Source organism: Streptomyces sp. NPDC058864 (assembly GCF_042742985.1).
Taxonomy (GTDB): Bacteria; Actinomycetota; Actinomycetes; order Streptomycetales; family Streptomycetaceae; genus Actinacidiphila.
Map to the genome: position 1 here is coordinate 133,930 of NZ_JBHYMQ010000013.1, position 12,648 is coordinate 146,577.

General features: G+C 72.5%; 10 protein-coding genes and 1 pseudogene. 4 read left to right on the forward strand and 7 right to left on the reverse strand.

Features of this window, described 5'->3' with window-relative positions; translation table 11 throughout:
- The first annotated feature begins 11 nt into the window (after positions 1–11).
- Positions 12–1,841, forward strand: coding sequence for an alpha-galactosidase D (locus ACFW3D_RS13280; protein ID WP_500504215.1), 1,830 nt, complete (start codon positions 12–14; stop codon positions 1,839–1,841).
- A gap of 211 nt (positions 1,842–2,052) precedes the next feature.
- On the opposite strand, the gene ACFW3D_RS13285 is transcribed toward ACFW3D_RS13280, so the two are convergent.
- The 4 genes from ACFW3D_RS13285 to ACFW3D_RS13300 form a co-directional block, all read right to left on the reverse strand.
- Positions 2,053–3,339: an ATP-binding protein gene (locus tag ACFW3D_RS13285; protein WP_500504216.1), complete on the reverse strand. Its 1,287-nt coding sequence runs from the start codon at positions 3,337–3,339 to the stop codon at positions 2,053–2,055.
- A gap of 45 nt (positions 3,340–3,384) precedes the next feature.
- The gene (locus tag ACFW3D_RS13290) at positions 3,385–3,759 is read right to left on the reverse strand and encodes an ArsR/SmtB family transcription factor (RefSeq protein ID WP_499515780.1); all 375 of its coding nucleotides are present in this window, start codon (positions 3,757–3,759) and stop codon (positions 3,385–3,387) included.
- Between the two features lie 199 nt (positions 3,760–3,958).
- A complete protein-coding gene (locus ACFW3D_RS13295) occupies positions 3,959–4,333 on the reverse strand; it encodes a roadblock/LC7 domain-containing protein (RefSeq protein WP_500504218.1) in 375 nt (124 codons plus the stop codon).
- Positions 4,334–4,497: 164 nt separating this feature from the next.
- Positions 4,498–5,391: an aminoglycoside phosphotransferase family protein gene (locus ACFW3D_RS13300; RefSeq protein ID WP_500504219.1), complete on the reverse strand. Its 894-nt coding sequence runs from the start codon at positions 5,389–5,391 to the stop codon at positions 4,498–4,500.
- Positions 5,392–5,500: 109 nt separating this feature from the next.
- Here ACFW3D_RS13300 and ACFW3D_RS13305 point away from each other — a divergent pair, with 109 nt between their 5' ends.
- Positions 5,501–6,193, forward strand: coding sequence for a hypothetical protein (locus ACFW3D_RS13305; protein WP_500504220.1), 693 nt, complete (start codon positions 5,501–5,503; stop codon positions 6,191–6,193).
- A 7-nt stretch (positions 6,194–6,200) separates the two neighbouring features.
- On the opposite strand, the gene ACFW3D_RS13310 is transcribed toward ACFW3D_RS13305, so the two are convergent.
- Positions 6,201–7,115 carry a LysR family transcriptional regulator gene (locus tag ACFW3D_RS13310; protein WP_500504221.1) on the reverse strand — a complete coding sequence of 305 codons (915 nt, stop codon included), beginning with the start codon at positions 7,113–7,115 and terminating at the stop codon, positions 6,201–6,203.
- A gap of 132 nt (positions 7,116–7,247) precedes the next feature.
- On the opposite strand from ACFW3D_RS13310, the pseudogene ACFW3D_RS13315 reads away from it, so the two are divergent.
- A pseudogene (locus tag ACFW3D_RS13315) lies at positions 7,248–8,021 on the forward strand (DMT family transporter); the annotation flags it as partial.
- Between the two features lie 93 nt (positions 8,022–8,114).
- Here the strand turns inward: ACFW3D_RS13315 and ACFW3D_RS13320 are convergent.
- Together ACFW3D_RS13320 and ACFW3D_RS13325 are read right to left on the reverse strand one after the other, a co-directional pair.
- Complete coding sequence (locus tag ACFW3D_RS13320) at positions 8,115–8,741, reverse strand: hypothetical protein (RefSeq protein ID WP_500504222.1); 627 nt, start codon at positions 8,739–8,741, stop codon at positions 8,115–8,117.
- Between the two features lie 223 nt (positions 8,742–8,964).
- Positions 8,965–10,119, reverse strand: coding sequence for an ROK family protein (locus ACFW3D_RS13325; RefSeq protein ID WP_500504223.1), 1,155 nt, complete (start codon positions 10,117–10,119; stop codon positions 8,965–8,967).
- Positions 10,120–10,541: 422 nt separating this feature from the next.
- Between ACFW3D_RS13325 and ACFW3D_RS13330 the strand changes: the two genes are divergently transcribed.
- Positions 10,542–12,623 carry an alpha-galactosidase D gene (locus tag ACFW3D_RS13330; protein WP_500504225.1) on the forward strand — a complete coding sequence of 694 codons (2,082 nt, stop codon included), beginning with the start codon at positions 10,542–10,544 and terminating at the stop codon, positions 12,621–12,623.
- Positions 12,624–12,648 lie beyond the last annotated feature (25 nt).

Below are 12,648 nucleotides of genomic sequence, written 5' to 3' on the forward strand. Positions count from 1 at the left end.
AGGCCCGACCCATGCGGTCACCCTCGCGCTCCACCCTGCCCTCGACCGCCGCCAGGACACTGCTCGTCCTGGCCCTCACCGCGGGTGTGTCGGCGGCCGTCCCCGCGGCCGGCGCGGCCGGCCCCGACAGCGCGCCCGCCGCGACGACCGCCGCCGCGCACCAGATCGCCGCCAAGCCCTACATGGGCTGGTCGAGCTGGAGCATGCAGTCCTCGAAGTACCCCGGTCTCAACCCCACCGGCGACTACAGCTACCTCACCGAGGCGAACGTCCTCAAGCAGACCGACGCCATGGCCGCCAAGCTGAAGAAGTACGGCTACAGCTACGTCAACCTCGACGCCGGATGGTGGCGCGACCAGTCCTGGAAGCCCGAGTTCGACGCCTACGGCCGGCAGACCCCCGACCCCGAGCGTTTCCCGCGCGGCATGAAGGCGGTCGCCGACCACATCCACGGCAAGGGCCTCAAGGCCGGCATCTACCTGCCCGTCGGCCTGGAGAAGGAGGGCTACGGCGACGGCAAGGTGCCGATCTGGAACACCACCGACTGCACCACCGCCGACATCGTCTACGACGACCTGCGCACCACCAACGGCTGGGACAGCTCCTACAAGATCGACTTCTCGAACCCCTGCGCGCAGAAGTACGTCGACTCGCAGGCGCGGATGATCGCCGACTGGGGCTACGACTTCCTGAAGATCGACGGCGTCGGCCCCGGCTCCTTCAAGAGCGGCGACAACTACGACAACCGCGCGGACATCGCCGCCTGGCAGAAGGCCATCGCCGCCACCGGCCGTCCCATCCACCTCGAGCTGTCCTGGTCGCTGGACATCGGCCACGTCGCCGACTGGAAGAAGTACTCGCAGGGCTGGCGCATCGACACCGACGTCGAGTGCTACTGCGACACGCTCGTCAGCTGGGAGAACTCGGTCGACGACCGCTTCGACGACGCCGCGGCCTGGAGCCGGCACGGCGGCCCCGGCGGCTGGAACGACCTGGACTCCCTGGACGTCGGCAACGGGAAGATGGACGGCCTCACCAAGGCCGAGCGGCAGACCTACATGACCCTGTGGGCCATCGCCAAATCCCCTCTGTACACCGGTGACGACCTCACCCGCCTCGACGACTACGGGCTGTCCCTGCTGACCAACCGCGAGGTCATAGGCCTCAACCAGTCGAGCACCCCGCCGGCCCGCCCGGTCACTCCCGCCGACGACCAGCAGGTCTGGGCCGCGAAGAACGCCGACGGCAGCTACACCGTCGCCCTGTTCAACCTCGGCGGCGCCCCCGCCGCCGTGACCGCAGACTGGGCCTCGCTCGGCTTCTCCGGCCGCGCCTCGGTCCGCGACCTGTGGAGCCACGAGAACCTCGGCGCGTACAAGGACAAGGTCACCAAGTCCCTTCCCGCGCACGGCTCGCGCCTGTTCACCGTCACCCCGCACAGTGCCGCGGCGCAGCCCGCCACCGGCTACGAGGCCGAGGCGGCGGGCAACACCCTGACCGGCAACGCCACCGTCGCCGACTGCTCCGCCTGCTCCGGCGGCCGCAAGGTCGGCAACCTCTACCTCGGGGGCTCGCTCACCTTCGGCGACGTCGTGGTGAAGAAGCCCGGCACCTACCTGGTCAAGGTCGCCTACGTGAGCGGTGACGCCCGCACCGTCCAGGTCTCCGCCAACGGCGGCACCGCCACCGGCCACAAGTTCGCGTCCACGGGCGACTGGGGCACCGCCGAGACGGTCGGCCTTCCCGTCACGCTCAAGGCGGGCGCCAACACCATCACCTTCGACAGCGGCTCCTGGTACGCCCCGGACATCGACCGGATCGACGTCCCCGAGCTGTCCTGACACCCCGCGGGGCCCGGCACGCGCCGGGCCCCGCGGCGGCCGGAAGGCAGGACGGGCCGGCAGACACGGACGGGGGAGCGCGTATCTGCCGACCCACGATCACCATAGGGCCCCGACGGGGGTCGCCGCCCGGGCATCGCGGATGTCCGCCGGATTCGGCCACGAAGCCGGCGCGGAGCGGTCACCGCCCGTCCGCCGCGCCCCGCGGGCCTCACACCCGGGCGGCGGAGCGCAGGTCGTGGTCGAAGGCCCGGATGTCCTCGGTCGTGAGGGTGGTGCGGGTGCGGGCGACCGCCTGCAGGTAGTCCTCGGTGCGGTGCGTCAGGTCCGCCGTGGTGCGGGGGTCCGTCGCCAGGTGCCGCTCGAAGGCGGTCTGCGCGGCCGCCTGGGCCGCGTACTCGATGTCCGCCGGGGTGAAGCGGTCGCTGGCCTCGACCAGCGCGTCCAGGTCGATGTCCGTCACCCGGTCCGGACCGATGTAGCGGATCCAGATCGCCCGGCGGGCCGCGGGGTCCGGCGGGCCCACCGGGATCAGGAAGTCGAAGCGGCCCGGGCGCAGGAACGCCGGGTCCAGCGAGCGCACCGCGTTGGTCGCGCAGATCAGCAGCCGGCGCTCGCCGCGCCGGAACTGCGGGATGAGCTTGAGGAGCTCGTTGGTCACCCGGTGGGCCAGGGTGGACGGGTCCTGCCGTTCCGAGGCGATCTCCTCCGCCTCGTCGAAGAAGAGCACCACCTGCTCCAGGTGCTCGACCCGGGCGAACAGCCGCCGCAGCCCGTCCGCCACCCCGTGCGCGTCCTCGGCCAGCTGGTACGGCAGCACCTCGATGAACGGCCACGCCAGCCGGGAGGCCACGGCCTTGGCGAACGTCGTCTTTCCGGTGCCCGGCGGACCGAAGAGGACCACGGCACGCGGCGGCACCAGGTGGTAGCGTTCCGCTACCCCGGGATTCTCCAGCGGCAGCACCAGCCGCCGCTCGATGAGCGTCTTCTCCGCTGCCATGCCCGCGATGCGGTCCCACAGCCCCACCTCGGGGACCGCCCCACCGAGCTGGTCGAGCAGCGTGTCCTGCGCCGAGTCGGCCGACAGCAGCTTCTCGAAGTAGCCGAGCCCCGGGCGGAAGGAGTACCCGGAGTTCCGGAACGCCTGCTCACCGACCTCACCCTCGGGCAGCAGCGCCCCGATCCGGCGCACCCCGGCCCGGCCCAGGCTGTCCTCGAGGGCGGCCAGCAGCGCCGAGCCCATCCCGTGGTGGCGCCACTGCCGGGCGATGGCCAGCCGCAGCACCCAGGCGCGCTCCTGGGCCGTCGAGGACATCGCGGCGCCCACCACGCGGTCACCGACCATCGCCACCACGGCGGGCGCCCCCGCGCGCAGCGCGCCGACCACTTCCGCGAGGGTCACGGCGGGGTCCTCGGCCGTGTCGCGCGACTCCTCCCAGATCCGCACGACCTGGTCCAGGTCGCCTTCCTCCAGATCACGAACCCGCCAGGGCGTCATCGCGCTCACCTCCCGACCATTCTGGCCCAGGCGGCGCCGGAGCGCTCAGCCGGCGGGGTGGCCGACCTGCTCCTCCGCGCGTCCGGGCGGGGCGTCGGCCTGGCGGAGTTCGGCGAGCAGTTCGGTCTGGCCCGCGAGGAGTTCGGTGAGGATCCGGCGGGCCGCGCGCAGGAGTTCGGCGACGTCCCCGCCGGCGAGGGCGTAGCTGACGGTGGAGCCCTCGCGTATCGACACCACGATGCCGGACCGGCGCAGCACAGCGAGTTGCTGGGACAGGTTGGAGGGCTCGATCTCGATCTCGTTCAGCAGGTCCCGTACCGGCACCGGGCCGTTCTGGAGCAGCTCCAGGACCCTGATCCGCACGGGGTGCCCGAGCATGCGGAAGAACTCGGCCTTGGCCTGGTACAGGGGTACCTGCATGGTGTGTCGCTCCTGCCCGGTCTCCGACGGCCCTTCCCGCACGCGCCGGCGGCCGCACCCGCGGCCGCCGGCGCGACGCCGCGTCCAATCCTTCCCCTTCCGGGGCCCGTGCACCGCCGTGCTTGTGCTGATCAGGATGTGCCGAATTGAAGGATTCTTCAATTCCCGGGCGCACGGAACCCCGGGGAAGGGACGGACGCTACAACTCGAGGTCGGCCTCGATGCGCCGGAGCCGGTGCCGGGCCATCGCGAGGTTGGCGTTCCGCCGGTCGAGCACGAGGTAGAGGAACAGTCCGTTGCCGTCGCGGCTCTTGAGCAGCCGGATCAGGTGGTACTGCGTGTTCATGGTGATCAGGACGTCCTCGATCTCCTCCTTGAGGCCCAGTTCCTTCATCGTGCGGGTCTTGGCGCGGATCACGTCGGTGTTGCCGGCGGCCGCGACGCTCAGGTCGAGGTCCTTGCCGCCACCGATCGTGCCCAGCGCCATGCCGCTGGTGTAGTCGACCAGGGCAGCGCCCACGCTGCCCTCGATCGACGTCATCGTCTCCTTGAGGGAGGTCTCCACATTCGCCATCGGCGTCCGCTCCTTGCCGTCGCTCTCCCGGCGTCCGCGCGTCCGCGCGCCGCCGCCCCGGTTGGTGACGGAGAAGCTACTGAAAGTGACGGGGCCCGTGGGGGAATCGGCGATGCCGGGGAGCGGCCCGGAACCCCCGGGTAGGATGCGCCGCCCCCTGCGGGTCAGGGCTCTCCGTCGGCGAGGAGCTCGCCGAGGACGTGCCGCGCGATCGACGCCATCCGTTCATGGGTGTCCCGGTAGTGCCACAGCTCCATCAGCGCGATCGACAGCGCCCAGCCGCGCCCACGCGCCCAGGTCGCGTCGTCGGGGCCCAGCGCCGCGCGGAAGGTGTCACGGGCCGCGGCGGGCAGTACGTACCACGCGGCGATCGTGTCGACGGCGGGATCGCCGAGGCCCGCGCACCCGAAGTCGATGACCGCGGAGAGCCGTCCGCCCGCCACCAGGAGGTTGCCCGGCTGCAGATCGGCGTGCACCCACACCGGCGGCCCCTGCGGTCCCGGTGCCGCCAGCGCGGTCTCCCACACCGCGCCGGCCGCCGCCGCGTCGACCTCCGCACGCAGCGCGCCGATCGCGGAGCGGGTCGCGCGATCGCGCGCCGCGAGGGGCTCGCTGCGGTACGCGGGCGGTGCGCCGGTGGGGTCGGCGTGCTGCAGGGCGGCGACGAACGCCGCCAGGTCGCGGGCGAGCGCGCCGGGTTCGGCGAGGCGGCCCGGGGACGGGTTCTCGCCCTCCAGCCAGTTGTACACCGACCACGGCCACGGGTAGCCGTCGGCGGGAGCGCCCTTGCCGAGGGGCGCGGGGACGGACGCGGGGAGCCCCGGCGCGAGCCGCGGCAGCCACCGGTGCTCCTTGTCCACGTCGCCCGCGGCCCCCGCGGTCCTGGGCAGCCGTACCACCATGTCGCCGCCCAGGCGGTACATGACGTTGGAGGTTCCGGCCGACCCGGTGGGGGTGAGCGCGAGGTCCGCCCAGTGGGGGAACCGCGCGTGCAGCAGCCGGCGTACCAGCGCCGCGTCGATCCCGGTCTGGTCGCCGTTCAGGGTGCGTGAGGGCATGTCCGCCTTCCGAAGTGGTCTCGCGGGACCATGATGAGCGGACAGCGGGTGCGGGCGGCAACGGATTTCCGCGTGCGCGGGGAGCCCCGGGCGGGGGGATGTCGGAGCCATGGACTTGGATGTGCGCGTGACCGTTCACGACGTGGCCCCCCGGCTGCCCTCCATCGCCGAACTGCGCGACCACTGCCGCGCCCTGGCGATGCTCGACGCGATCCTCAGCCCCGAATGGGAGATGCGGTTCCACTCCTTCGACGACGCATGGGACACGGGCGAGGAGATGGCCTCCCTGCGCAACGGCTCGGGCGACGAGTACGCGATCGTGTTCTCCGCCGCCGGGGCCTTCATCCGCGGCTTCGACCACGAGTCGCCCGTCAGCCCCTACGGCTCGGAGGACCACGAGCCCTGGCCGGGCGTCGTCGACGAGGTTCCCGAGGTGTTCCGGCCCTACGTCGAGGAGCCCGCGTTCTGCGACGAGGAGGGGGTGCCGGTCGCGACCGTCTGCCTGTGGCGCGGCGCCGGCGACGACGCGTGGCGGCACGGCTCCGTCGACCTGCCGACGGACCGCGAGGACGCCGACGGCGCATCGCATCTGTTCGAGCTGCTGACCGACCGTTCCCCCGAGGCCTTTCGCTCCTTCGCCGAGGACTACTACGAGGTGCCGGTCGACCTGGACGCCGTACGCCATGTCCACGCGCTGCGCCCGCTCACCCCGGAGGTCGTCGCGAGGCTGAACCCGGAGGTGACGGTCGAGGCGCTGGCCGAGGACGTCGCGAACATCGGCTATCCGCAGGACGCCGCCTGACCGCCGGTCAGGATCGGGCGGGGCCCGCGGCGCCCAGCGCGACGTCGCGCAGCGCGTCGAGCAGCGCCCGCAGCGCGGGTTGCCGCAGCGACGTCTCCCGGACCGCGGCGTGGACCGCCCGGACAGGCTCCGGGCCGCGCACCCTCCGTACGACGACCCCGGGGTGGTGGTGCGCCAGGGCGGCCAGCGGCAGCAGGCTCACCCCCAGCCCGGCCGCCACGAACCCCTGGGCGGTGGGGTAGTCCTCGCTCTGCACGACGACGTCCGGGCTGAAGCCGGCCGCGGCGCACGCCTGGAGGATCAGCTCCAGGCACGAGCCGTGCGGGGACTCGCTGCCCACCCACGGCTCGCCCGCGAGGTCGGTGAGGTCGAGCACCCGCTTCGCGGCGAGGCGGTGGCCCTTGGGGAGGACCGCCCGGTAGGGGTCGTCCCGCAGGTGCACCAGGCGCAGGCCCTCGCGGTCCTGCCCGCGGGGCCGCACCACGAGCGCGAGGTCCGCACGGCCCTTCTCCACCTCCGGCAGCGGATCGCCGGGGTCGACCAGGCCGAGGTCGATCCGCACCCCCGGGTGCTCGCGGCGCAGCCGCGCGACGGCGGGGGCCACCAAGTCGGCCCCCGCCGTGGAAAAGTAACGTACCGTCAGGCTGCCGGTGCGGCCCTCGCGCAGATCGGCCAGTGCCGTCTCGGCCTCCGCCACCTCCTTGCCGATGCGCGCGGCGTACTCGGTGAGCAGCAGCCCGGCCGGCGTCGGTCGCACCCCGCGACCGACGCGTTCGAGCAGCGGGATCCCGGCCTGCCTCTCCAGGACGGCGATCTGCTGGCTGACGGCCGAGGGCGTGTAACCGAGGTGGGTGGCGGCCGCGGTGACCGACCCACTGGTGACCACCGCCCGGAGGACCTGCATGCGGCGCACGTCAAGCATGTAGCTCAGCTTAACGGTGGATGCGCGAATCTTCGCTTGTGGTACCAGGATGCCGTGGGGGAGCGTCGGACAGACGATGACGCGCGACGAATTGAGGCCGGGGTGGGTGCGAGGGCGTTGCTGAGGCTGGGGATGCTGGCCCTGTTGTGGGGGTCGACCTTCCTGTGGATCAAGATCGCTCTGGAGGGACTGCCGCCCGCCTGGGTCACCTTCCTGCGCTGCGCCTTTGGCGCGGCCCTGCTGCTCGTGCTCTGCCGCCGCTCCGGCCTGCGCCTGCCGCGGGGGCGGGTCCTCTGGAGCCGCCTCGCGGTGGCGGCCCTGCTCTGCAACGCCCTGCCCTTCCTCCTGTTCAGCGTCGGCGAGCAGAGCGTCGACTCCGGTGTCGCGGGCGTGCTCAACGCCACGACGCCCCTGTGGTCGCTGCTCATCGGTCTCGCCCTGGGCACGGAGCGCGGCATCCGAGGACCCCGCCTCGGCGGGCTCCTCGCCGGCTTCGCGGGCGTCCTCCTGATCTTCGCCCCCTGGCACCGTTCGGGCCTCGTGAGCTGGGGCGCCCTGGCCCTGCTGGGCGCGGCCGCGAGTTACGCGCTCGCCTTCGCCTACATGGGGCGCAGGCTCGTCGCCACGGGTACGGGGGCACTGCCGCCGGCCGCCGCCCAGTTGAGCGCCGCGACCGCGCTGAGCGTGCCGGCCCTCTTCGTCACCGGGTTCGTCAACGGCAGCGACGGGGTCGCGGTGACGGTACGTTCGGCCTTCGCGGTGCTCGTCCTCGGCGTCCTGTGCACCGGTGTCACCTTCTACCTGACGGTGCGCATCATCGCCGACGAGGGCGCGACCGACGCGGCCACCGTCGGCTACCTGCTCCCCGTCGTGTCGGTGGGGCTCGGTGCGCTCGTGCTCGACGAGTCGGTGGACGGACGGGTGGTGGCCGGCATGCTGGTCGTCCTCGTCGGGGTCGGGCTCACACGGTCGCGGGGGTCGCGCCTTCGCCGGCCGCGCCTACGCCGGCGGCGGCATGCCGACAGCGCGGGCGAGTGCGGCGACGAGCGCGGGGGTGTGGCCGGGCACATGGACGGCGGCCCAGCCGGTGGCGGCACGGAGGAATTCCGCCAGGTCCCGCTCGTCGCCGGTGATCCCGTCCCGCAGCACGTCGGCGGCGACGTCGAACGCGGGGCTGTCGTCCCGCCCGGCGTCGACGGTCAACCGGACGACGTCGCCGTGCCGTTCGGCGAGCGGTGACGGGTCGTGCCCGAGCCATACGTCGCCGGTACCGTCGAGGACGTCGAGCCATTCGCGCCAGTCCTCCAGCCCGTTGCAGCAGCCGGGCCGCAACACGGACCCGTCGGTGGTGTCGGTGACCCGCAGTCCGCCGGGCGCCTGGACCTCGTCCTCGGTGAGCAGCCCCTGGAGGAAGTCCTCCACCGGATCCCGGGACCGGTCGGGCAGGTCGGCATCGTCCGCCGCCAGGCCGTTGTAGGCGGCGACGGTCATCACGGCCGTACCCAACTCGGCCGCCGGCAGCGCGCCGTGCAGCGGCATGAAGGTGAACGGCTCCCACTCGGCCACCGGCCAGAGGGCGAAGCCGTCCGTGGTTCCGATCTCCAGTACGGGCTGTACGACGATCACCGCACGAGTCCGCACCGGCACGCGGCCGGGGCGCCTCCCGTTTTCCCGAGGTCCGCGCGTCCGGCCGGGAGGCCGAAGGCCGAAGCGGCGCGCGGCCGCCGACGGCAGCTCGCCGGCCCACAGCCGGTGCCGGGCCCGCCGTCACCGCGCCCGATGAGGCCGTCGCCGTCCGGCTCCTGACGGCGACCAGCCCATCCGGGGAGGGGAGTTCACGCCGGTGCGGTCACTTGGCGGGGGCGAAGACCCGCTGCGCGGCGACGGCAGCGCCGCCGCGTGCCCACTCCTCGAAGGGCAGCGGACGTACGACGAGGTCGCAGTCGGCCGCGGCGCCGAAGGCGTGGTCGGCGAAGGTCTGCCGGATCTGGTCGGCGAACAGGTCGTAGGAGGCCGCGCCCTCGCCGGAGATGATGATGCGTTCCGGGCCGATGAGGTTGGCCACCGAGGCCATGGCCAGGCCCATCACATGCCCCGCGCGGGAGAAGACCGCGCGGACGGCGGCGTTGTCGGCGTGGGCCAGCCGTACCGCTTCCTCCATGGTGAGCGCGGGGTCGCCCGTGGCCTGCCGGGCCTGCTCGGTGATGGCGTGCGTGGAGGCCACGGTCTCCACGCACCCGGTGTTGCCGCAGGTGCAGGTGCGGTCGGTGCCGCCCACCGGCAGATGTCCCACCTCTCCGGACACCCCGTGGGCCCCGGACACCACCCGGCCGCCGATGGACAGCCCGCAACCGATACCCGCGCCCACCGTGACCAGGGCGAACGAGGACAGCCCCACGCCTGCGCCGAACCACTGCTCCGCGACGGTCAGCGCGCGCACGTCGTTCTCGATCACGGTCGGGATGCCCGAGGCCGACTCGACCAGTTGCGCGAGCGGCACGCGGCGCCAGTCGAGGAACGGTGAATACTGCACGGTGCCGGTCTGCCCGTCCACGTCGCCGGAGATCGTGATGCCGACGCTGTGGACGGCGCCGTCCTCCTCCGCTCCCGCCGCGGTGCGCAGCTGCCCGATGAGCCGGGCGATCGCCAGCACCACGGTCCCGACGTCCCGGGAGTCCAGTGCGGCGCGCCGGGACGCGAGCGGCCGGGCGGTCAGGTCGGTGAGCACGCCGATGAGCTCGTCGCCGGTCACCTTCACGCCGACGAACCGCGCACGGTCGGCGCGCACGGCCATCGGCGTGGCGGGGCGGCCGCTGGCCCGTTCCCCGGCCGGCCTGCCGAGTTCGGTGATCCAGCCGTCCGCCAGCAGGGGAGTGGCGGCCTTGGTCACCGCACCCGCCGACAGCCCCGTGCGCCGCCCGATCTCGGCCCGGGTGAGGGGGCCGTGGACGAGAAGGGTCTGGAAGACCAGGACGGCGGCGGGGGGCTGGTCGGCGAGGCTCATGCCCGGGACCATACCTTTCCAATGGAAAGTAAGGAAGGGGCCCACTCATCCCATCTTTGGCTGGGGAGGGTTGGTCTTCGGCGCGAATTTTGCGGCGAAGGCCACGACTTGACGGGGCAGACATCCGATTTTTGCCGCTGAATATGTTGACGCTGGAAGGAAAGCCTGGCTACATTCGCCGCACTCCTCGCCGGAGCGGACGAAGCGCCCCCGGCCGAGGAGCGCGACCGGAGCCTCCCCCGGTCGCAGCACGCCCGCCCTCGGTGGTGTTCCGGGACGACCGCCACCGAGGGACGCCCCTTGCCTCCCGTACCCCCTGCCCACTCGAAGCGGACGCCGTCGCGCCGGGATGGAGTGCCCCCATGGCTCGTTCAGCTGTACTCGCACGTCTCAGATGGCCCGCGCCACGCAGGCGCGGCGGCATGCGCAGGGCCGCCGTGCCCGCGCTCGTCGCCGGCGCGCTCGCCACGGCCCTTGCCGTACCCGCCGCCGCGTCTCCCGCCGCACCCGCGTCCGACGCGGCCGCGTCCGCCGCGTACCGGGCGGAGGCCGCCGGCTCCGCGGCCACCCCCGCGGTGGCCGCCAAGCCCTACATGGGCTGGAGCAGCTGGAGCCTGGAGTCCACCAACTTCCCCGGCTACGGCGGTTCCTGGCTCACCGAGCCGCACGTGCTGCAGCAGGCCGACATCCTGGCCTCGAAGCTGAAGCGGCACGGCTACGAGTACGTCAACGTCGACGCCGGCTGGAACGTCGGCAGCGAGACCAGCAAGAGCCTCGCCGACGAGTACGGCCGGCCCGTCGCGGACCCCGTCAAGTTCCCGCACGGCATGAAGTGGCTCGGCGACCAGCTGCACGCCAAGGGCCTGAAGTTCGGGCTCTACCTGGCGGTCGGCCTGTACATCGACACGTACAACGACGGCAGGACGCCGATCCACGACGCGCCGGGGTGCACGACCAAGGACATCGTCTACCCCGACCTGCGCAAGACCAGCGGCTGGGACAACGTCTCCTACCAGCTGAACTTCGCCAGCCCCTGCACCGAGAAGTACATCCAGTCCGTGGCAGACCAACTGGCGGGCTGGGGAGTCGACTTCCTGAAGATCGACGGCGTCGGCCCCGGCTCCAACCAGGGCGACGAGGCGCACGACAACGTGCCCGACATCAAGACCTGGCACGCCGCACTGCAGCGGACCGGGCGCCCCATCCAGTTCGTACTGTCCTGGTCGCTCAGCCACGACAAGGCCGACGTCTGGAAGGAGAACTCCAACGGCTGGCGCGTGGACACCGACGTCGAGTGCTACTGCGACACCCTGGTGACCTGGAACAACTCGGTCAAGCAGCGGTGGAACGACGTCGTCCCGTGGATCGACGACGCAGGGCCGGGACACTGGAACAACCTCGACTCCCTCGACGTCGGCGCAGGCCCGCTCGACGGACTCAACGAGGTCGAGCGGCAGAGCTACATGACGCTCTGGGCCATCGAGAGCGCCCCGCTCTACATCGGGGACGACCTCACCAAGCTCGACGCGTACGGGCTGTCGCTGCTCACCAACGACGAGGTCATCGCCGTCGACCAGGCCGGCAACCCCGCCAGGCCGCTCAGCCAGGACACCCCGCAGCAGGTCTGGTACGCCCGCAACGCCGACGGCAGCTACACGGTGGCCCTGTTCAACCTCGGCAAGGGCTACTCCGACGTCACCGCCGACTGGAGCGAACTGGGCATCAGCGGCAAGCCCGCCGTCCGTGACCTGTGGAGCCGCAAGAACCTCGGCAAGGTGGCCGACGGCTTCACCGACAACCTGCCCCCGCACGGCTCCCGGCTGCTGCGCGTCACCCCGGCGAGCGTGACCGGGAAGCCCGGTGTACCGCTCGGCGTGCACGCCACCGCCTCCACGGCCGGCAGCGTCTCGCTCGCCTGGGACGCGGTGAACACCGGCACCGCCACCACCGGTTACGACGTCTACGCCGACGGCGCCAGGGTCGCCACCGTCGACGGCACCTCCGCCACGGTCACCGGCCTGCACGCGGCCACCGGTTACACGTTCACCGTGGTCGCCCACGACGCCCGCGGCCGTACGTCCGCACCGAGCAAAGCCGTCTCCCTGACCACGCCCGCCGCCGAAGGGCCCACCGCCTACGAGGCCGAGGCGTCCGGCAACCCCCGCACCGGCAACGCGAGCATCAGTGACTGCTCCCGCTGCTCCGGCGGCAAGAAGGTCGGCAACCTGGGCGTCGACGCCTCCGTGACGATCAAGGACGTGACGGCGCCGAAGGACGGCACCTACCTGATGAAGCTGGACTTCACCGACGGATCCTCGGGCCGCACGGCCGTGGTCACCGTCAACGGCACCGCCTTCCAACTGCCGCTGCACGGCGGGAACGACAACGACTGGGGCCGCCCGCGATCGGTCACCGTGCCCGTCCACCTCAAGGCCGGGGCCAACACGATCGCCTTCGGCAACCCGTCCGACTACGTGTCCGACGTCGACCGGATCACCGTCTGACCGACGGCCGGCCCGGCAACGGGAC